This window comes from Roseateles sp. (genome assembly GCF_019237615.1).
GTDB lineage: Bacteria > Pseudomonadota > Gammaproteobacteria > Burkholderiales > Burkholderiaceae_C > Pelomonas.
Genome location: NZ_JAFAGT010000103.1, coordinates 1 through 17389, shown reverse-complemented (window position 1 = coordinate 17389; position 17389 = coordinate 1). Strand labels below are relative to the sequence as shown.

Below are 17389 nucleotides of genomic sequence, written 5' to 3'. Positions count from 1 at the left end.
GGACTCTTCAGCGCTTGACGGGGAGGGTCTGCTCGATGGCTTTCAATGCCTCAAGCTTTTCATTGAGCTGCTCGTTGCGGCGCTGGCTGTCGCGCAGTTGCTGGGTCAGCTTGTCGACGTTGTCCTGCAACCGGCGCTGCTCGGCCAGGCGCGCCGCCAGCAGCGTGGCCAGCGGCTTCAGCGGCTCGATCTGCGGCTCGGTCGCGCTGGCGGCGAGCTCCAGCTGCGCCGTGGCCTGGGCCAGTTCGGCGCCGCCGCGGCCCTGGCTGAAGGCCAGGGCCTTGTGCAAGTCCTGCGCATAGGCCAGCAAGGCCTGCAAGTCCCCAGCTTCGGGCGCCGGCGGCGGCGCGGGGCAGACCGGCAGGGGTGGCGGCGGTGCCGGCTCCGGCAGCGGGGCCGGGGTCTGGCAGGCCGCGAGCAGCAGCAGGGCCAGGATGGGCAGTCGTCGCTCAGGTCGCATGGGGAATCTCGATCCGGAAATGGGCGCCGCGCTCAGCGGGCAGCAGGCGGCAGCTGCCGCCATGCGCCTGCACGATCTCGCGCACGATGGACAGGCCGAGGCCGCTGCCGCGGCGCGCGCCGGGCGCCTGGTTGCGGCCTTGGTAGAAGGGATCGAAGACGCGGCCGGAATCCTCGGGAGCCACGCCGGGGCCGGCGTCCGCGCAATCGATGCGGACCTTGCCGTCGCCCTGCTCCAGCGCCAGCGTGATGCGCCCGCCCGGCGGGCTGAAGCGCACCGCGTTGGCGAGCAGGTTGGCCAGCACCATGCCCAGCTTCTCGCCGTCGACGAGGGCCGTGCAGGGCCGGGACTCGACGCGCACGTCCAGCCCGCGCGCCTGCCACAGCAGCCGCTGGTCGTCGACGACGCGGGCCAGCAGCGCCGGCAGGTCGGTGGCACAGCGCTGCAACTGTTGCGAGTCCGAGGCCAGCGTCTGGTAGCTCAGCAGGTCCTCGATCTGGCGCTGCAAGGCCATGCTGTTGTCGCCGAGTATGCGCACGATCTCGGACTGGTCCGGCGTCAGCGGCCCGGCCACGCCGTCGCGCAGCAGCGCTGCACCCTCGCGGATGGAGGCCATGGGCGTCTTCAGTTCGTGCGAGATGTGGCGCACGAAGCGCGTCTTGTCGGACTCCAGCGTCACCAGCCGCTGGCGCAGCCAGTCCAGTTGGCGGCCGAGCCGGCGCAGGTCGGCCGGACCGCCGATGGCGATGGGCTCGTCGAGACGGTTGTCGCCCATGCGACCTATGGCGGCCTCCACATGGGCCAGCGGCCGCAGCAGCCAATGACCGAAGCCCAGGGCCAGCAGGCCGGCCAGCGCGATGGCGCCCAGCACCAGGCCGCTGATGAGGCGCCGCTGCTGCTCCAGCTCCGCCAGTACGGCGTCACCGCGCCGGTCCATGGCCAGTTGGCTGTGCTCGGCCAGCAGCTCGTTGAGGCGATGCAGGCGGACGAACAGCGGCGTCAGCTGCTTCAGCGCGGCGCCACGGGCAAGCGCCGGGCCGGTGCCCTGCAGCACCTCCCAGGCCGCCTCGGCCTGGCTCATCCATTCGGCCAGCAAGGGCTGCGCGGCCGCATCGCCCATCAGCTGGACCAGCGCCGCCTGCGTGGCGCGGGCGTCGGCCCAGGCGGCCTGATAGCGGTCGCGCAGGCTGATGTCGTCCAGCACCAGGAACTGGCGTGCACTGCGCTCCATGGCCACGGTACGCTCGGCCAGGCGCTGCACCTGGGCGCTCAGTCCGGCGGCGTCCTGCGAGGCCTGCCGGCCCTGCAGCGCGACGTGCTCCAGGGCGAACATCGCCTGCGCCGCCGCGCCACCGAGCACCGCCGTGATGAGCAGGAAGGCCGCCAGCAGGCATTGGTGGAAGGACAGGCCACGCAGCCGGCCGGCGCGCGGGCGGGCCGGATCCGGCGAAGACTGGGACGCGGTCGCAGCGATCGACGAGGAGGCGGTGGCGAGGTGGGGCTGGGGCATCGAGGAAGGCGCGCGCGGACGCGCCGCATCCTAGGAGGACGGCCGCGCTGACCGCGTAGGAGCAGGCCGTCTTTGCAGCGCCAGGCAACCGGGCTCCGCCCAGGGGCAATACGCCGATGCTGCGGCGCAGCATTCCAAGGCGTAGGATGGTCCCATGCGTCCCCAAGTCCTCATCATCGGCTGCGGCTTCGGCGGCCTGGAGGCGGCGCGCGCGCTGCGTGCCGCCGACGTCGACATCACCGTCGTCGACAAGACCAACCACCACCTTTTCCAGCCCCTGCTCTACCAGGTGGCCACGGCGGGGCTGTCGGCGCCGTCCATCGCGGCGCCCATCCGCCACCTGTTCCGGCACCAGCCCAACGTGACGACGCTGCTGGGCGAGGTCGTCGCCCTCGACGCCCGGGCCCGCACGGCCACGCTGGAGGACGGCTCGCAGCTTCGCTGGGACCACCTTATCGTCGCCGCTGGCGCCACCCACAGCTATTTCGGCCGCGACGACTGGGCTGCGTTCGCGCCGGGCCTGAAGACGCTGCAGGACGCCTTCGAGATCCGCCGCCGCGTGCTGCTGGCCTTCGAGGCCGCAGAGCGCGAGGATGACCCGGCGATGCGGGCGGCGCTGCTGCAGTTCGTCGTCGTCGGCGGCGGACCCACCGGCGTCGAGCTGGCCGGCACCTTCGCCGAGATCGCACGGCACACGCTGCCCGGCGAGTTCCGCCGCATCGACCCGCGCCAGGCGCGCGTGCTGCTCGTGGAGGGCAGTCCACGCGTGCTGCAGGCCATGCCCGAGGCCTTGAGCGAGCGCGCCCGCGAGCAGCTGGCGGCGCTGGGCGTGGAGGTACGCCTGGGTGCCCGCGTGACCGGCATCGATGCTCACGGGCTGGACATCACGACAGCCGCCGGTGCAGAGCGCCTGCACAGCCGCTGCATCGTCTGGGCCGCCGGAGTGGCCGCCTCGAAGCTGGGCCAAGCGCTGGCCGAGGCCACCGGCTGCTCGCTGGACCGCGCCGGCCGTGTCGTCGTCGAGCCTGACCTGAGCGTGCCGGGCTTCCCCGCCATCCAGGTCATCGGCGACCTCGCCGCCGCGCACAGCCATGTGCCGGGCCGGGAACCCAAGGCGGTACCCGGCGTCTCACCCGGCGCCAAGCAGATGGGCCGCCACGCCGCGGCCAACATCGTGCGCCGGCTGCGCGACCAGGCCGCCCTGCCCTTCCGCTACCGCGACTACGGCAACCTCGCCACCATAGGGCGCAACAGCGCCGTCGTCGACCTCGGCACGCCGGCCGGTCCGCTGCGCTTCTCAGGCTATCCGGCCTGGCTGTTCTGGCTGTTCGCCCACGTGTACTTCCTGATCGGCTTCCGCAACCGCTTCGTCGTGCTGCTGGACTGGGCCTGGGCCTACTGGACCCATGACCGGCATGCGCGCGTCGTGGCGGACAGCGCAGCAGATCCTAGCGAGGCCAGCCCGGCGCGCGAGCTGCAGGCCTGACCTCGTCCGCCGGCAGGCTGGCGAGCAGCAGTGCCAGGCTGGCGCCCAGCGCGCTCACGCCCCAGAAGATCAGGAAGCCGACCGTGTAGACAGCCTGCACCGACAGCGCCACCGGCGTGGCGCCGAACCAGCGCAGCTCGCCGGGGTCGACCACAGCGAACACCAGCAGCTCCAGCACGCCAGCCGCGAGAAAGGACGACCAGGCCGCCGCCATCGCGAAGCGCGCGATGCGCGAAGGGCCGGGCCCGCCGTTCACCGCTTGGCTCCGGCGGCAGTGCCGGTCGTGGCGTGATTGCGGCCCAGCATTGCCGGCATGTCGCCGGACTGCGCACGCACGTCGGCCGGCTCGGCGTCGTCCGCTGCGCGCTGCGCCGTGGGATGCAGGTCCAGCGGCGGGTCGGGATGCTTGATCGCCAGCGCCAGCGTCAGGAAGCTGGCGACGACGACGGCGGCCGGGCCTCCGGCCACCAGCCACACCATGGGCTCGCGCCAGGCGGATTCGGGTTTCACTGCGGACATGGGCTTCTCCTCGCCGTCAGCGCGGCAGCACGAAGGTGGATTTCTCGACGACGCTCTCGCCGGCACCCGCACCGATGCGGCTGACGCGCCATTGCATGGGGTGGGCACCGGGCTTGAGCCGGCCGGCACTTTCCGGGGGCATGCGCAGTGCCACCGCGACCCAGCGTGCCTCGGCCGGGCCCAGGTCCACGGTCGTGGCCCGGGTCAGCACCAGGCCGGGCAGGCCGTCGGCCTCGATGCGGTACTGCTGCGGCGCTTCGGTCGCGTTCATGACCTGCAGCCGGTAGACGTTCTCCACCCAGCCGTCCTCGACCAGGCGGGCCAGAGCGGCGCGGTCGCGCACCACGTCGACGCGAAAACCATGTCGAGACGCCAGGCTCCAAAGCAGCGCCGTGCAAATGAGCAGCAGCACGCCGGTGTAGATCAGCACGCGCGGCCGCAGCACGCGCCGCCAGCGCTGGGCGCGGCTCAGGCGCTGCTCCAGGCCGTTCTCGGTGTCGAAGCGGATCAGGCCGCGCGGCGTGGCCATCTTGTCCATGACGCCGTTGCAGACGTCGACGCAGGCGGCGCAGCTGATGCATTCGTACTGCAGGCCGTCGCGAATGTCGATGCCGGTGGGGCAGACCTGCACGCACAGGCCGCAGTCTATGCAGTCGCCCAGCGGGGTGGCGCGCGCCTCGCCCTTCCTGCCACGCTTGGCGTTGTTGCCGCGCGGCTCGCCGCGCACCGGGTCGTAGCTGACGATCAGCGTGTCGCGGTCGAACATCGCGCTCTGGAAGCGCGCGTAGGGACACATGTACTTGCAGACCTGCTCGCGCATGTAGCCTGCGTTGCCGTAGGTGGCGAAGCCGTAGAACAGCACCCAGAAGCTCTCCCACGGCCCCAGGCCGAAGGCGAGCACCTCGCGGGCCAGCACGTGGATGGGCGTGAAGTAGCCGACGAAGGTGAAGCCGGTCCACAGGCCCAACGCGATCCAGACCAGCTGCTTGCCGGTCTTGCGCCAGAGCTTGTCCAGGGACCAGGGCGCCTTGGTCAGCCGCAGCCGCGCATTGCGGTCACCCTCGAACCAGTGCTCCACCCACATGAAGATCTCGGTGTAGACGGTCTGCGGGCAGGCAAAGCCGCACCACAGCCGTCCGGCGACGGCGGTGAACAGGAACAGGCCGAAGGCCGAGATCATCAGCAGGGCCGTGAGGTACACGAAGTCCTGCGGGTAGAGCACTAGGCCGAAGATGTAGAAGCGCCGGGCCTCCAGGTCGAAAAGCACGGCCTGCCGGTCGCCCCAGGCCAGCCACGGCAGGCCGTAGAACACCGCCTGTGTCAGCGCGACGAAGGCCCAGCGCCAGCGGGCGTAGAAGCCGTCCACCGCTCGCGGATGGATCTTGTCCTCCGACCGGTAGAGACGGATGACCTGGGTGGCGTCACCCGGGCCGGTCGCGGTTGAATCGGGCATCGGGATCAACGGGCGGCAGCAACGCTCTGTGGTTGCGACAGGCCCCAGACATAGGCCGCCAGCACGCGGATCTGCTCGGGCGTCAGGCGCTCGCCATGGGCCGGCATCACGTTGTGCTTGCCGTTGTTGATCATGGCCATGACAGCCTCCTCGCCCCAGCCGTGCAGCCAGATCTTGTCGCTGAGGTTAGGCGCCCCCAGGGCCTGGTTGCCCTGGCCGCCCGGGCCGTGGCAGGCCGCGCAGACGACGAACTTGGGCTTGCCGAGCTGCGCGTAGAGCGGGTTGTGCGGGCTTCCAGACAGCGACAGCACATAGTGGGCGACGTTGCGCACGTCCTCGCTGCTACCGACCGCCGCCGCCATGGGCGGCATATTGCCTTCGCGGCCCTTGGTGATGGTCTCCGTGATGGCCTCGGGCGTGCCGCCCCACAGCCAGTCGTTGTCAGTCAGGTTGGGGAAGCCCTTGGAGCCCTTGGCGTCGGCGCCATGGCATTGCGCGCAGTTGTTGGCGAACAGCCGCTCGCCGATGGCATGGGCCTTGGGGTCCCTGGCCAGCTGCTCGGGCGTCATCCCATCGAAAGCGGCGTAGATCGGCGCCATCGCGGCGCGCGCCTTGGCGGTGTCGGCCGCATGCTCGCCGAGGCTGGTCCAGCCCAGCTTGCCGGCCTCGCTGCCCAGGCCCGGGTAGAGGGCCAGGTAGACGCCCGAGAAGACGATGGTGAGCACGAACAGCCCCATCCACCAGGCCGGCAGCGGGTTGTTCAGCTCGCGCAGGTCCTCGTCCCAGACATGGCCCGTCGTGTTGTCTGCGGCCATGACCTGGCGGCGGCTCGCGACGATGAGAAGGATGCCGCACAGAACCAGGCCGCCGATGGTGGCGATGGCGACGAAGAGGGACCAGCCGCTGCTGAAGAAGTCGCTCATTGCTCGTCTCCTTCAAACGGCAGGCGCGCAGCATCGTCGAAGCGGCCGCGCCAGGCCCAGGCGATGATGCCGACGAAGACGGCCAGCGACACCAGGGTCACGGCCACACGGAGTTCGTTGATGCCCATGGTCCGGGCTCCTTACTTGTTCGCGGTGCCGAGCACCTGCAGATAGGCCACCAGCGCGTCGAGCTCGGTCTTGCCCGCCACGTCCTGGGCCGAGGACTTGATCTCGTCCTCGGTGTAGGGCACGCCCAGCGTGCGCATCGCGGCCAGGCGCACCGGCATGCCGGCTGCGTCCACGGGCGACTTCTCAAGCCAAGAGTAGGCGGGCATGTTGGACTCGGGAACCACGTCGCGCGGGTTGTTCAGGTGGATGCGGTGCCAGTCGTCGCTGTACTTGCCGCCCACGCGGTGCAGGTCGGGACCGGTGCGCTTGCTGCCCCACTGAAAGGGGTGGTCGTAGACGAACTCGCCCGCGGTGGAGTACTTGCCATAGCGCAGCGTCTCGGCGGCGAGCGGGCGGATCATCTGCGAGTGGCAGTTGTAGCACCCCTCGCGCAGGTAGATGTCTCGCCCGGCAAGTTGCAGCGCCGTGTAGGGCTTGAGACCGGGCGCAGCCTGCGTGGTGGAGCGCTGGAAGAACAGCGGCAAGATCTCCACGACGCCGCCGACCAGCACGGTCAGCAGCACCAGCACGATCATCAGCAGGTTGCTGGTCTCGATGCGCTGGTGGCCGGAGACGGCTTGGGTGTTGTTGCTCATGAAATCTCCTTCAGGCGTGGGCCAGCGCGGCGGTCGGGATGCGCGCAGGCTGCACGTGGCCGGCCTGCACCGTCTTGATGACGTTCCAGCTCATGACGCCCATGCCGGCGAGGTAGAGCAGGCCGCCGCCCAGGCGGATCACGTAGAAGGGCCAGGTCGCCTTGACACTCTCGACGAAGGTGTAGACCAGCGTGCCGTCGGGGTTGACCGCGCGCCACATCAGGCCCTGCATGACACCGGCGATCCACATCGCGGCGATGTAGAGCACGATGCCGAGCGTCGCGATCCAAAAGTGCAGCTCGATGGCACGCTTGGAGTACATCTCGGTGCGGCCATACATGCGCGGGATCAGGTGGTACAGCGAGCCCATGGAGATCAGGCCCACCCAGCCCAGCGCGCCGCTGTGCACATGGCCCACCGTCCAGTCGGTGTAGTGCGACAGCGCGTTGACCGTCTTGATCGACATCATCGGACCCTCGAAGGTCGACATGCCGTAGAACGACAGTGCGACGATGAGGAACTTCAGGATGGGGTCGTCACGCAGCTTGTGCCAGGCGCCCGACAGCGTCATGACGCCGTTGATCATGCCGCCCCAGCTGGGCGCCAGCAGCACCAGGCTGAAGATCATGCCCACGCTCTGCGCCCAGTCCGGCAGCGCCGTGTAGTGCAGGTGGTGCGGACCCGCCCACATGTAGGTGAAGATCAGCGCCCAGAAGTGGACGATGGACAGGCGGTAGCTGTAGACGGGCCGCTCGGCCTGCTTGGGGATGTAGTAATACATCATCCCGAGGAAGCCGGCAGTCAGGAAGAAGCCCACCGCGTTATGGCCGTACCACCACTGCACCATCGCGTCCTGCACGCCGGCGTAGGCGGAATAACTCTTCCAGAAGCTGACCGGCAGCACCGCGCCGTTGACCAGGTGCAGCAGCGCGACGGCGATGATGAAGGCGCCGAAGAACCAGTTGGCCACGTAGATGTGGCGGATCTTGCGGCGCCCCACGGTGCCGAAGAAGACGATGGCGTAGGCCACCCAGGCGATGGTGATCAGCACGGCTATGGGCCACTCCAGTTCGGCGTATTCCTTGCCGCGCGTGATGCCCAGCGGCAGCGTGATGGCCGCGGCCACGACAACCAGCTGCCAGCACCAGAAGTGGAACCACGCCAGGCCCGGCGCGAACAGCCGCGTCTGGCCGGTGCGCTGCACCACGTGGTAGCTGGTCGCGAACAGCGCGCAGCCGCCGAAGGCGAAGATGACGGCATTCGTGTGCAGCGGGCGCAGCCGCCCGTAGCTCAGCCAGGGAATGCCCAGATTGAGGTCAGGCCATGCCAGCTGGGCGGCAATGACGACTCCCACCAGCATGCCCACCACACCCCACAGCACGGCGGCCAGCGCAAAAGCGCGTACCGGTCCGTCCTCGTATGCCGCCCCGGTGGCCAGGGCTTTTTCGTTCGCCATCGCGACTCCTTCAGTCTGATGCGAACCATTCTTCGTGCCCTCGGGCCTACGTGCCTTGATCCTCGTCAAGCAGGATGCGTTCACCCTCGCGCGCGAGGTCTTCGAGTTGCCCAGAGTTCACGGCCCAGCCGAACACGGCCACGATGAGCAGCACGAGGACCACCGAGAACGGGATGAGCAGGTAGAGGATGTCCATCAGCGATTCAGTCTCTGGGCGTTGAGCACGACGAACAGCGAGCTGCTGGCCATGCCTAGGCCGGCCGCCAGCGGCGGCAGCCAGCCCGCGAGTGCCAGCGGTACGCAGGCCAGGTTGTAGAGCGCGGCCCAGGCCAGGTTCTGGCGCAGCACGCGGCGGGTCTTCTGTGCCAGCGCAAGCGCCTGCGGCAGCGCCATCAGCCGGTTGGACACCAGCAACGCATCGGCGGCGCTGCGCGCCAGCATGGCGCCCTGCCCCATCGCGACGCGCACGTCGGCCGCGGCCAGCACCGGCGCGTCGTTGATGCCGTCGCCCACCATCAGCACCCGCTCACCGCGGGACTGCCAGTCGCGCAGCGCGGCCAGCTTGGACTCGGGCGTCGCACCGCCGCGCCAGTCGTCAATACCCAGCTGCGCGGCCATGCGCGCGACGGCCGCGGGCTGGTCGCCCGACAGCAGGCGCACGCGCCGGCCCTGGCCGTACAACGCCGCCACCGCCTCGGCGGCATCGGCCCGCGGCGCCTCGGCCAGGTCCAGCCACAACACGCAGTCGCCACTGCCGAAGGCGAGCCGCGCTTGCACGTCGGGCCGCTCGCCAACCCAGGCCGGCGCGCCCAGGCGCCACAGCCGCCCGTCCGCGTCGCGGGCCTCGACGCCGCGCCCCGCCACCTCGCGCACCGCGGTCCAGGCGCCAGCCCCGCTGCCGTCGGCCAGCGCCTGCGCATGCGGGTGGCGCGACAGCCCTGCCAGGCTGCGCGCGGCGGCCAGCAGCCCGTCGGCGTCAGCGCCTTCCGCGCCCTGCACCCAATGCCGGCGCAACCGCAGGCGGTCCTCGCTGAGCGTGCCGGTCTTGTCGAAGACGACGGTATCCACCGTGCACAGGCGCTCCAGCGCCGACAGGTCGGCCAGCAGCAGGCCGCGCCGCGCCAGCGCGCCGCTGGCCGTCAGCCAGGCGGCGGGCGCGGCCAGCGTCAGGGCGCAGGGGCAGGTCACGATGAGCACGGCGACGGCCACGGCGACGGCGCGCGACGGCTCCATCCACCACCAGGCCAGGCCCGCCGCCAGCGCCAGCAGCAGCACGCTGGCCGTGAAGCCCGCGGCCACGCGGTCCAGCATGCCGCCGGCCAGCGGCCGCTGGCTCTGCGCCTGCTGCATCAGCCGCACGATGCCCTGGGCCGTCGTGTCGGCGCCCACGCGCTGCACGGTCACGACCAGTACGCCGTCGAGGTTGAGGCTGCCGGCCACGACCTCGTCGCCCGCGGCCTTGGCCACCGGCGCAGACTCCCCCGTCAGCAACGCCTCGTTGACCCAGCCCTGGCCCTCGACGATGCGGCCGTCCGCGGCGAAGGCCTCGCCCGCCGCCACACGGATGCGCTCACCCGGGCGCAGCGCCTCGGGCGGCACGCGCTCGCTGCTGCCGTCGTCATGCAGCCGCTCGGCCGCCGCCGGCAGCGCGCCAGCCACCGCCTCCAGCGCCTCGGCGGCGCGGTGCCGCGCCCCCAGCTCGAACCAGCGCGCCAGCAGCAGCAGCGCGATGAACATCGTCAGCGAGTCGAAGTAGACCTCGTGGCCCAGCGGGCCGGCCGGGTCGAACAGCGCCCCGGTGCTGGCAACGAAGGTGACGGCAATGCCTATGGCCACCGGCACGTCCATGCCCAGCCTCCGGGCACGCAGCTGGCGCCAGGCACCGCTGAAGAACGGCCCTGCCGAGAACGCCATCACGGGCAGCGTCATGACCCAGCTGCCCAAACGAAGCAGCTGGTCCAGGTCGGGCGACAGCTCGCCCGGCGCGGCCACATAGGCCGGCGTAGCCAGCATCATGACCTGCATCATCAGGAAGCCCGCGACGAACAGCCGCCACAGCGCCTGCCGGCTCTCCAGGCGGCGCATCTCGCGCGCGGGCGCGGCGACATCGGGCGTGGCACGGTAGCCGACGGCCTGCAGCGCGGCCAGCAGGTCGGCCAGCGCGACGCGCGACGGCTGCCAGCGCAGTGCCAGCCGGGCGGACGCAGCGTTGACGCTGGCCGCCTCGACGCCCGGCAGCTTCAGCAGCGCGGCCTCGATGATGCCGGAGCAGGCAGCGCAATGCATGCCGGCCACCTGGAATTGCGACAACGCCGCCCCGGCCGGGCCGTCGGGCCAGGCCGTGAAGGGGGCAAGAAGCCTGGCGTCGGCATCGGCCGCGCGCAGGCTGGGGGGCGTAGCGCTCACGCCGCCAATCTAGCCGGCACGCGGCCGGCGGCGCATGACATGAATCAAGTCAGGCGCAAATCCCGCGACGCCGAGATGGGTCTTGCTGCGCTGGTGCCCCAAGGTCTGCAGCGGCGGTCGAGGAGACAAGTCGGCGCTCGCGTCTCGGGCGCTCGCCAAGCGGCGATTCCTGCGCCGGTCCTTAGACCAGGAGAACGACGTCGCTGTACTTGGCCAGCACCTCGTCGACCGTCACGAGCTTGAGTGGCTCCACCAGCGCTTGAGCGACCAGCAGGCGGTCGAATGGGTCGCTGTGATGAAGTTCGAGCATGGCCACCTCTGCGGCATGAGCTGCGCTCACGGGAAGCTCCAGAAACCCGCTTGCGTCGATTGCGGCAGCCAGCTCACGTGGGTCCGCGTCAATCTTGCCCAAGCGGGCCTTGATGACAGTATAGGAAGGCTCTCAACATATGCCGTGGCGCGACAAACGCCCCGAAATTGCTCCACGTTTTTGAGCTCCACAGGCCAACAAGGCGCCAATCCACTGTCTCAAGCCCCTGTCAGGGCGTTGATGGGCATCGGCGCTGCACCGTATGCAGCCTTGCCGCTCCGGCCGCTTGGCCTCAAGGCGGGGCTCTCATCTGCCCCATTAGATGCAGCCCGTTATTGACTACAGTACAATACGTCCTAAGGACGTATTGTACTGTAGTCAATGAACAGTTTCTACGTTCATTCATGAAGCGGCTGGGCACCCAACAAATGCCAGCTTGTCGTTTGCAACGATTTTTGCTATGCTGCGTCCTAAGGACGCAGCATAGCAGAGAACACAACAACTTTGAATTCCTGGATGCATCCGCAACGGCTCAACACGGTCAATCACCGATTGACAGCGGTCATCAGGCGCACTAGGCTTCGTCCTGAGGACGAAGCCTAGTGCGCCGTGTGGCAACTCATTACGCCTGCACTTAGTGAAATCCTGCCATGGTCAAAGAAGAACATAAACGCATCACGATTCCCGCCGCCTTAGGGCAAGTTCTGGGTGAACGTGGTCGCCCTACTGTTTCGGTCTACGAACTTGCTCTCGCAGCTTGGGAGCTGTGCAAGCACACCGAGCTTCACGGCGTGCCTCTACGGTCACACAAAACTCAGTTGGATTGGGGTTCATTCCGACGCTTCCAGCAACTGATGTTGGACAACGGCGTGCTGCGCCCTATTCCGGGCATCACGGGCGCATCCGTCTATCTGCTCATCGGCGCAAGCGTGAGTGATGCGAAGGTGCTGGCCTGTGCAGCCGATCCCTTCTGCTACATCTCCCACCTAAGCGCGATGGAGTTTCACGGGCTAACGGACCGCATGCCGGAGCAGTTGTATGTCTCAGCTCCCGCTCAAGGGCCTTGGAAGCAGTTCGCCACAGAGCAAATGCGCAAGGACCTGGGGGAGGAGCATTCAGACTACGTCGCTGCGGGGCTGCCGCCACTCCAACGCTCCAAGCCAGAGAAACTTTTGGGCAAGTCTGTCCATCAATTCACCAGTCTTCACCTAGGCGCTTATCGCAGCTTCAAGGATCAGCACATTCGAGTTGCTACGCGCGGGCGCACCTTCCTGGACATGCTGCGCGACCCTCAGCTATGCGGCGGCATCAGCCACGTATTGCAGACCTACAAGGAGCATGCACAGCAGTCGCTGCGCCTCATTCTTGACGAACTCGATCAGCATGGCAAACCCATCGACAAGGTCCGCGCAGGATGGATTCTTGAGTCAATCTGCAACCTCAGCGATCCCAGAATCGACGCTTGGACAGCGTTCGCCCAGCGCGGCGGGTCTCGGAAGTTGGACGCAACGGTCGAATATAGCCCCGAGTTCTCAGAGCGCTGGGCCCTGTCAATCAACGTTCCGGTTCTCGCCGAATGAGCAAACTTGACCTACAAGCCTGGGTGGACGCAGAGACGGAACCTGGCCGCCGCGAATTCCGTCAGGCTGTGCACCTGATTCTTCGGGCCATTGCCCACTCGGAGAAGCTCGCGCCGATCATGGTCATGAAGGGCGGCATCCTCTTGGCAATCCGCTATCAAAGTTCACGCTTCACCAAGGACGTGGACTTCTCGACGCAGCAGAAGCTCCAGGACGTAGACATTCCGACCTTCATTACCCAGGTGAAACAGGCACTTGAACTCGTCAGCATCGACAACGATTACGGTCTGGCAATAGCGCTGCAATCGCATGCCCTGAACCCCAAGAAGCAGGACAGCCTCTTTGCGACTCTGCAAATGAAGATCGGCTACGCGAACCGAGCAATAGCCTGAAGTTCCTCGAGCCTCCGGCCGAGTTTCCCTGTTGATTCAAGCACTTGGCGGGAAGCCTCCCGTGCGCATCACTACGCTGGAGGCGCCGAAGCGGCGCATCAAGTTTGGCCTGCTCAAAGGAAAATTGACCGTTCCCACGGACCTTGACGCACCGCTGCCTGATGAGGTGGTCGCCGGTTTCGAAGGCTTCTGAAAAATCGTTGTGAATCAATGGCTTGATGCGAAATCGTTTCCGCAGGGCGCGTCGATTTTGGCGTTCCAACCCCTTGATTTTTCTAGCGCGCTAGGGGGAGATGCGGAAGCGATTTTGGAACCGGCTTTTGGCATCGGCCGATGCAATCATCAGGTGTCCTTGCGGGGCCAAGGCAAGCTCTCATAAAACGCTTGCACCCGGCCGTAGGCGTCGTTGAAGGGTGGGGGTTCCGAGGCAATGAGCGCCACCACCTGCGGGTATTCACGCTGCGACAACTCTCGCAACTGTTCGCTTCGCATAGCCGCAGGGTCCATTGGCACCTGGCGGTCCTCTGAGGCTGCCATCAGCTTGCTGGTAATAGTCCGGTGACGGCCGTTGTTGACGCGCTCACTCGCGGGCGTTGATCTCGTCGACGTCGAAGGCGCGAGGATCGAAGGGGCGGCCAATCCATTTCTTCAGGGCTTCGTGCTCCGGGTGAGCCGGATCGGCCAGCGCTTCGAGGAACTCCTCGTAGCCCCCCACGCCGCCGACGTCCTGGGGTGGGCATGCGTTCTGGCCAGCGATGCACTGCGCGCGGTCAATCGGCGAATCCAGCCTGACGATCCGCTCGACCTTGACCTTGTGCCACCAGGCATCGCCGAAGTCGTAGAGGTACTGGAAGCTTTTGCGCCGGCCCAGCGCCTCGCTCAGCGTCACATCCTCTTCAGGCATCAGGTCGTCGGGGAACTCCCGCCCTGGCTCCGTCGCCCCGTAGTGGTCGTGGCCGAAGATGAACTCGTGCACATGGCCGCCATCCCACCCGGCGCCCCACAGCAGCATGACGTGCAGGCGTGACAGGTCCACCGTCAATGGCACCAGCAAGCGGCGCCACACCTTCGGATGCACGTCTTCGAGTTCGACGTACAGCTGCCAGGCGTGGAGGTTTTCTTCGGCGGGGGATGTCGTGCTCATGGCGGCACTTTAGTGGCCACCAGGTGCTGTAGGTTCAGGCCGCCTCGGCCAGTGGTGTCGACTGCCACGCCGCTCGCAGCTGAGGAGCAACCACCCACGGCATCAAGTCATCGATGCGGTTGATCGGGTGCTCTGCGATGCGCTCCAGCACATGGGCCAGGTAGCGCTGCGGATCGATGCCGTTGAGCTTGGCCGAACCGATGAGCGTGTAGATCACCGCGGCGCTGTCGCCACCGATGTCGGAGCCCAGGTGCAGGTAATTCTTCCTGCCAAGAGCCACGCCGCGCAGGGCTCGCTCGGCCGCGTTGTTGTGCGCCTCGATACGGCCATCGTCGACGAAGCGCGTCAGCGCCGTCCAGTTGCTCAGTGAGTACCCGATGGCCAGCGCCATCGGCGACTTGGCCGAGACCTGGGCCAGCGTCGCATCCATCCATTCCCGCAGTTCCTTGAGCAAGGGGGCAGTCTTGAGTCGTCGCACTCGTCTTCGCGCATCGGGCGCTCGACCCTGGATCTCGGCCTCGATCTTGTACAGCTCGCCGATGCGCTGCAGTCCCTGATGCGCCAGGGTGCCGGGCAACTTGTGCTGTCGCACGTGGATGTCCCACAGCTTGCGGCGCGCGTGACTCCAGCATCCGGCTTCGATGATGCGGCCGCCTTCGCGGTCGTCGGCATAGAGGGCGTTGTAGCCCGCGAACGCGTCGGCTTGCAGCACGCCGCTGAACTTCCTCAAGTGTTTGGCCGGGTGCTCACCCTTGCGGTCGGGCGAGTACTGGAACCACACGGCCGCAGGCGCCTCGTCGCCGCTCGGGCGGTCATCGCGAACATAGACCCACAGTCGGCCGGTGTGAACTTTGCCGCCCTTGCCGCCAAGTGCCCGGATCGGCGTGTCATCGCCATGGACCTTGCCGGCGCTCAGCACGTAGCGGCCGATGGCCTCGGCCAGCGGCTTCAACAGATGCGCGGCCTGCGCCACCCAGTCGGTCAGCGTCGAGCGGTGCAGGTCCAGGCCGGCGCGGGCGTAGATCTGCGCCTGGCGGTACAGCGGCGTGTGATCGCAATACTTGCTGACGAGCACGTGGCTCAGCATGCCGGCACCGGCCATCACGCGATCGATGGGTCGGCCAGGTGCTGCGGCCTGCTTGATGTCCTGGCAGCCCCGGCAGGCCAGCTTCGGGCGCACGTGGCGCACGACATGGAAGCTGCCGGGCTCGTAGTCCAGCACTTCGCTGACGTCCTGGCCAATCTCGCGCAGCGCCAGGCGCAGGCCGGGCAGCCGCAGTTCGCTTGGTGGCCAGCCGGCAGGTGCACGACAGTGCGGCGCGGCAGATGCTCCGGCAAGCCTCGGCCGCTCGGCGGCGTGCGACGCGCGCGTTTGCGGCGCTGTTCATCGAGCGAGCTGACGTTGTTCGTGCCGGGTGGCTCCGGCGTCACGGCCGGCGCCATCTCGCCGCCCCGCAGATCGAGCTGCGCGTGTTCGAGCCTCTCGCTGGAGCTGCCGTACTTCATACGCCGCAGGTAGGCGATCTCGACCTTGAGCTTCTCGATGGTCAGTTGCGCGAGCTTGAGGTCCTGCTCGAAGCGCTGCACCTGGACGCCGAGTTCGGCGTTGCGATGCAGGGCTTCATCCAAGTTCATGGGTGCCACTGTGCATCGCGGGCCGTGTCCCTCACAACGGGACATGCCCCGTCAACCGATTCGACTCGGTTTGCAGTGACGCCTTACGCCGCCGTGCGCGGCTGCCAGGTGCGCTCGGGCTTGCGCCAATCGATGCCCTCCAGCAGCATCGACAACTGCGCCACGCTCAACGACACGCTGCCACTGGTGGCCTGTGGCCAGACGAAGCGGCCGCGCTCCAGGCGCTTGGTCAGCAGGCACATGCCGTCGCCGTCGTTCCACAACAGCTTGACCAGGTCGCCCCGGCGGCCACGGAAGGCGAATACGTGGCCCGCGTAGGGATCCTCGGCCAGCACGGTCTGAACCTTGGCCGCCAGCGAGTCGATGCCGCAGCGCATGTCCGTGATGCCGGCGGCCAGCCAGACGCGGGTGCCGGCACGCGGGCCGATCATCGCGTTTGGCGCAGCGCGCGCAGGACGCTGCACAGGCTGGCCTCGTCCACCGCGCCACGCAGTCGAAGCAGCACGTCGGCGATCTCCATCTCAATGACGCCGCACGGCGCTGGCGTTGTAGGCTCGATCGGCGCGGGCACGGTGACGACTTCAGATGGCGGCACCACCGCCACCGGCAACAGCACGGTGGACGCGGCGGGCACATGGTCGGTTTGAACGAGCTCCCTGCGCCACTTGAACAGCATGTTGGCGTTGATGCCGTGACGTAGCGCGATCGCCGAGACGGACGCCCCGGGCTCCAAACTCTGCCGCACGAGGTCTTCCTTGAACGTCCGATCGTGCTGCCGCCGGCTCCGCTTCCCAGCGGCCTCCTCACTCTTCATGGTGTGCACCATCTCCTCATCGCGCACACCTCCAAGCGGGTCTGCGGTTCGGGTCAGATGCTTCCCGCTGTCAGCGGGTCAGGCAAGGACGGCCTTCGTCGGACTATTACGCTTGCTGAGCACGAGGGACCTGTCCTCGTCGTTGAAGTCGATGCAGTCCAAGAGCAGGCATAGGTCATAGATGTCCTGAAATCGGGCGCGATTGCGGATCGGCTGCTGAAGTACGGATCGAAGCTTTTCGGCGATGAGGTCATGGTAGGCATACATCGCCAACACGCCTCCGTCGACATCGCCCTCTTCGACATCTGACGCCCATTCATTGAAGCTGCAGTCGATCTGGATTGCCTTGGCAGACTGCCCCGCATTGAGCCTCTTGAACTCGTTGGCTATTCTGAAGTTCCCCGCACCCCAAGCCCGCCAAGCGGCCTGTTCTCTCTATGAGGCAGGCCGCTTTTGCTTGGGCAGATGACTAGGTATTTGTACCCATGTAATTCGCTTGAATTTGCGATGTCAATGAACTATCTACGTAGTCATGCA

Annotated in this window: 20 protein-coding genes and 1 pseudogene; 4 read left to right on the top strand and 17 right to left on the bottom strand. The window is 67.6% G+C overall.

The features are described from left to right. Nucleotides 1–7: 7 nt before the first annotated feature. Nucleotides 8–460 carry a hypothetical protein gene (locus tag JOY88_RS22125; RefSeq protein ID WP_293504812.1) on the bottom strand — a complete coding sequence of 151 codons (453 nt, stop codon included), beginning with the start codon at nt 458–460 and terminating at the stop codon, nt 8–10. Beyond that, the gene (locus tag JOY88_RS22120) at nt 450–1970 is read right to left on the bottom strand and encodes a sensor histidine kinase (RefSeq protein WP_293504811.1); all 1521 of its coding nucleotides are present in this window, start codon (nt 1968–1970) and stop codon (nt 450–452) included. Before JOY88_RS22120 ends, JOY88_RS22125 begins: the two co-directional genes overlap by 11 nt. A gap of 154 nt (nt 1971–2124) precedes the next feature. Here JOY88_RS22120 and JOY88_RS22115 point away from each other — a divergent pair, with 154 nt between their 5' ends. Then, on the top strand, nt 2125–3456 hold the full coding sequence (locus JOY88_RS22115) for an NAD(P)/FAD-dependent oxidoreductase (protein ID WP_293504810.1): 1332 nt from the start codon (nt 2125–2127) through the stop codon (nt 3454–3456). Here the strand turns inward: JOY88_RS22115 and JOY88_RS22110 are convergent. The 10 genes from JOY88_RS22110 to JOY88_RS22065 form a co-directional block, all read right to left on the bottom strand. Further along, entirely contained in the window at nt 3419–3712 is a 294-nt protein-coding gene (locus JOY88_RS22110) for a hypothetical protein (RefSeq protein WP_293504809.1), read from the bottom strand. The genes JOY88_RS22115 and JOY88_RS22110 overlap by 38 nt on opposite strands. Further along, nucleotides 3709–3975 (bottom strand): hypothetical protein, encoded by a 267-nt coding sequence (locus tag JOY88_RS22105; protein ID WP_293504808.1) that lies wholly within the window; start codon nt 3973–3975, stop codon nt 3709–3711. The genes JOY88_RS22110 and JOY88_RS22105 overlap by 4 nt, the downstream gene beginning before the upstream one ends. Before the next feature lie 16 nt (nt 3976–3991). Next, nucleotides 3992–5428, bottom strand: coding sequence for a cytochrome c oxidase accessory protein CcoG (ccoG, locus tag JOY88_RS22100; protein WP_293504807.1), 1437 nt, complete (start codon nt 5426–5428; stop codon nt 3992–3994). Between the two features lie 5 nt (nt 5429–5433). Beyond that, nucleotides 5434–6351, bottom strand: coding sequence for a cytochrome-c oxidase, cbb3-type subunit III (gene ccoP / locus JOY88_RS22095; RefSeq protein ID WP_293504806.1), 918 nt, complete (start codon nt 6349–6351; stop codon nt 5434–5436). Further along, a complete protein-coding gene (locus JOY88_RS22090; protein ID WP_293504805.1) occupies nt 6348–6479 on the bottom strand; it encodes a cbb3-type cytochrome oxidase subunit 3 in 132 nt (43 codons plus the stop codon). The genes ccoP and JOY88_RS22090 overlap by 4 nt, the downstream gene beginning before the upstream one ends. 12 nt (nt 6480–6491) lie before the next feature. Further along, nucleotides 6492–7115 (bottom strand): cytochrome-c oxidase, cbb3-type subunit II, encoded by a 624-nt coding sequence (ccoO, locus tag JOY88_RS22085; RefSeq protein WP_293504804.1) that lies wholly within the window; start codon nt 7113–7115, stop codon nt 6492–6494. A gap of 10 nt (nt 7116–7125) precedes the next feature. Further along, nucleotides 7126–8571, bottom strand: a complete 1446-nt coding sequence (gene ccoN, locus JOY88_RS22080) for a cytochrome-c oxidase, cbb3-type subunit I (protein ID WP_293504803.1) — start codon at nt 8569–8571, stop codon at nt 7126–7128. 46 nt (nt 8572–8617) lie between these two features. Then, on the bottom strand, nt 8618–8767 hold the full coding sequence (gene ccoS, locus JOY88_RS22075; RefSeq protein ID WP_293504802.1) for a cbb3-type cytochrome oxidase assembly protein CcoS: 150 nt from the start codon (nt 8765–8767) through the stop codon (nt 8618–8620). Continuing rightward, nucleotides 8767–10977: a heavy metal translocating P-type ATPase gene (locus tag JOY88_RS22070; RefSeq protein WP_293504801.1), complete on the bottom strand. Its 2211-nt coding sequence runs from the start codon at nt 10975–10977 to the stop codon at nt 8767–8769. Before JOY88_RS22070 ends, ccoS begins: the two co-directional genes overlap by 1 nt. 181 nt (nt 10978–11158) lie before the next feature. Next, the gene (locus JOY88_RS22065; RefSeq protein ID WP_367269830.1) at nt 11159–11389 is read right to left on the bottom strand and encodes a type II toxin-antitoxin system VapC family toxin; all 231 of its coding nucleotides are present in this window, start codon (nt 11387–11389) and stop codon (nt 11159–11161) included. A gap of 548 nt (nt 11390–11937) precedes the next feature. On the opposite strand from JOY88_RS22065, the gene JOY88_RS22060 reads away from it, so the two are divergent. From JOY88_RS22060 to JOY88_RS22050, 3 genes are all read left to right on the top strand, one after another. Next, entirely contained in the window at nt 11938–12867 is a 930-nt protein-coding gene (locus JOY88_RS22060; protein ID WP_293504800.1) for a type IV toxin-antitoxin system AbiEi family antitoxin domain-containing protein, read from the top strand. Continuing rightward, nucleotides 12864–13259 (top strand): nucleotidyl transferase AbiEii/AbiGii toxin family protein, encoded by a 396-nt coding sequence (locus JOY88_RS22055; RefSeq protein ID WP_293504799.1) that lies wholly within the window; start codon nt 12864–12866, stop codon nt 13257–13259. The genes JOY88_RS22060 and JOY88_RS22055 overlap by 4 nt, the downstream gene beginning before the upstream one ends. 61 nt (nt 13260–13320) lie before the next feature. Next, the gene (locus JOY88_RS22050; RefSeq protein ID WP_293504798.1) at nt 13321–13452 is read left to right on the top strand and encodes a hypothetical protein; all 132 of its coding nucleotides are present in this window, start codon (nt 13321–13323) and stop codon (nt 13450–13452) included. Nucleotides 13453–13839: 387 nt separating this feature from the next. Here JOY88_RS22050 and JOY88_RS22045 read toward each other — a convergent pair whose 3' ends face one another. From JOY88_RS22045 to JOY88_RS22020, 5 genes and pseudogenes are all read right to left on the bottom strand, one after another. Continuing rightward, on the bottom strand, nt 13840–14403 hold the full coding sequence (locus JOY88_RS22045; protein ID WP_293504797.1) for a plasmid pRiA4b ORF-3 family protein: 564 nt from the start codon (nt 14401–14403) through the stop codon (nt 13840–13842). A 34-nt stretch (nt 14404–14437) separates the two neighbouring features. Continuing rightward, nucleotides 14438–16038: pseudogene (gene tnpC, locus JOY88_RS22040) on the bottom strand (IS66 family transposase). Nucleotides 16039–16121: 83 nt separating this feature from the next. Beyond that, nucleotides 16122–16469: an IS66 family insertion sequence element accessory protein TnpB gene (gene tnpB / locus JOY88_RS22030; RefSeq protein WP_293504795.1), complete on the bottom strand. Its 348-nt coding sequence runs from the start codon at nt 16467–16469 to the stop codon at nt 16122–16124. After that, nucleotides 16466–16852, bottom strand: a complete 387-nt coding sequence (gene tnpA / locus JOY88_RS22025) for an IS66-like element accessory protein TnpA (RefSeq protein WP_293504794.1) — start codon at nt 16850–16852, stop codon at nt 16466–16468. Before tnpA ends, tnpB begins: the two co-directional genes overlap by 4 nt. A 78-nt stretch (nt 16853–16930) precedes the next feature. After that, nucleotides 16931–17242 carry a nucleotidyl transferase AbiEii/AbiGii toxin family protein gene (locus JOY88_RS22020; RefSeq protein WP_293504836.1) on the bottom strand — a complete coding sequence of 104 codons (312 nt, stop codon included), beginning with the start codon at nt 17240–17242 and terminating at the stop codon, nt 16931–16933. Between the last annotated feature and the right edge of the window lie 147 nt (nt 17243–17389).

What these genes read in the sequence shown, in the direction of transcription:
- ccoN (WP_293504803.1), bottom strand. Translation starts at nt 8,571, where the DNA reads ATGGCGAACGAAAAAGCCCTGGCCACCGGGGCGGCATACGAGGACGGA.
- tnpB (WP_293504795.1), bottom strand. Translation starts at nt 16,469, where the DNA reads ATGATCGGCCCGCGTGCCGGCACCCGCGTCTGGCTGGCCGCCGGCATC.
- ccoO (WP_293504804.1), bottom strand. Translation starts at nt 7,115, where the DNA reads ATGAGCAACAACACCCAAGCCGTCTCCGGCCACCAGCGCATCGAGACC.
- JOY88_RS22115 (WP_293504810.1), top strand. Translation starts at nt 2,125, where the DNA reads ATGCGTCCCCAAGTCCTCATCATCGGCTGCGGCTTCGGCGGCCTGGAG.
- JOY88_RS22055 (WP_293504799.1), top strand. Translation starts at nt 12,864, where the DNA reads ATGAGCAAACTTGACCTACAAGCCTGGGTGGACGCAGAGACGGAACCT.
- JOY88_RS22060 (WP_293504800.1), top strand. Translation starts at nt 11,938, where the DNA reads ATGGTCAAAGAAGAACATAAACGCATCACGATTCCCGCCGCCTTAGGG.
- tnpA (WP_293504794.1), bottom strand. Translation starts at nt 16,852, where the DNA reads ATGAAGAGTGAGGAGGCCGCTGGGAAGCGGAGCCGGCGGCAGCACGAT.
- JOY88_RS22090 (WP_293504805.1), bottom strand. Translation starts at nt 6,479, where the DNA reads ATGGGCATCAACGAACTCCGTGTGGCCGTGACCCTGGTGTCGCTGGCC.
- JOY88_RS22125 (WP_293504812.1), bottom strand. Translation starts at nt 460, where the DNA reads ATGCGACCTGAGCGACGACTGCCCATCCTGGCCCTGCTGCTGCTCGCG.
- ccoP (WP_293504806.1), bottom strand. Translation starts at nt 6,351, where the DNA reads ATGAGCGACTTCTTCAGCAGCGGCTGGTCCCTCTTCGTCGCCATCGCC.
- ccoS (WP_293504802.1), bottom strand. Translation starts at nt 8,767, where the DNA reads ATGGACATCCTCTACCTGCTCATCCCGTTCTCGGTGGTCCTCGTGCTG.
- JOY88_RS22045 (WP_293504797.1), bottom strand. Translation starts at nt 14,403, where the DNA reads ATGAGCACGACATCCCCCGCCGAAGAAAACCTCCACGCCTGGCAGCTG.
- JOY88_RS22120 (WP_293504811.1), bottom strand. Translation starts at nt 1,970, where the DNA reads ATGCCCCAGCCCCACCTCGCCACCGCCTCCTCGTCGATCGCTGCGACC.
- JOY88_RS22105 (WP_293504808.1), bottom strand. Translation starts at nt 3,975, where the DNA reads ATGTCCGCAGTGAAACCCGAATCCGCCTGGCGCGAGCCCATGGTGTGG.
- ccoG (WP_293504807.1), bottom strand. Translation starts at nt 5,428, where the DNA reads ATGCCCGATTCAACCGCGACCGGCCCGGGTGACGCCACCCAGGTCATC.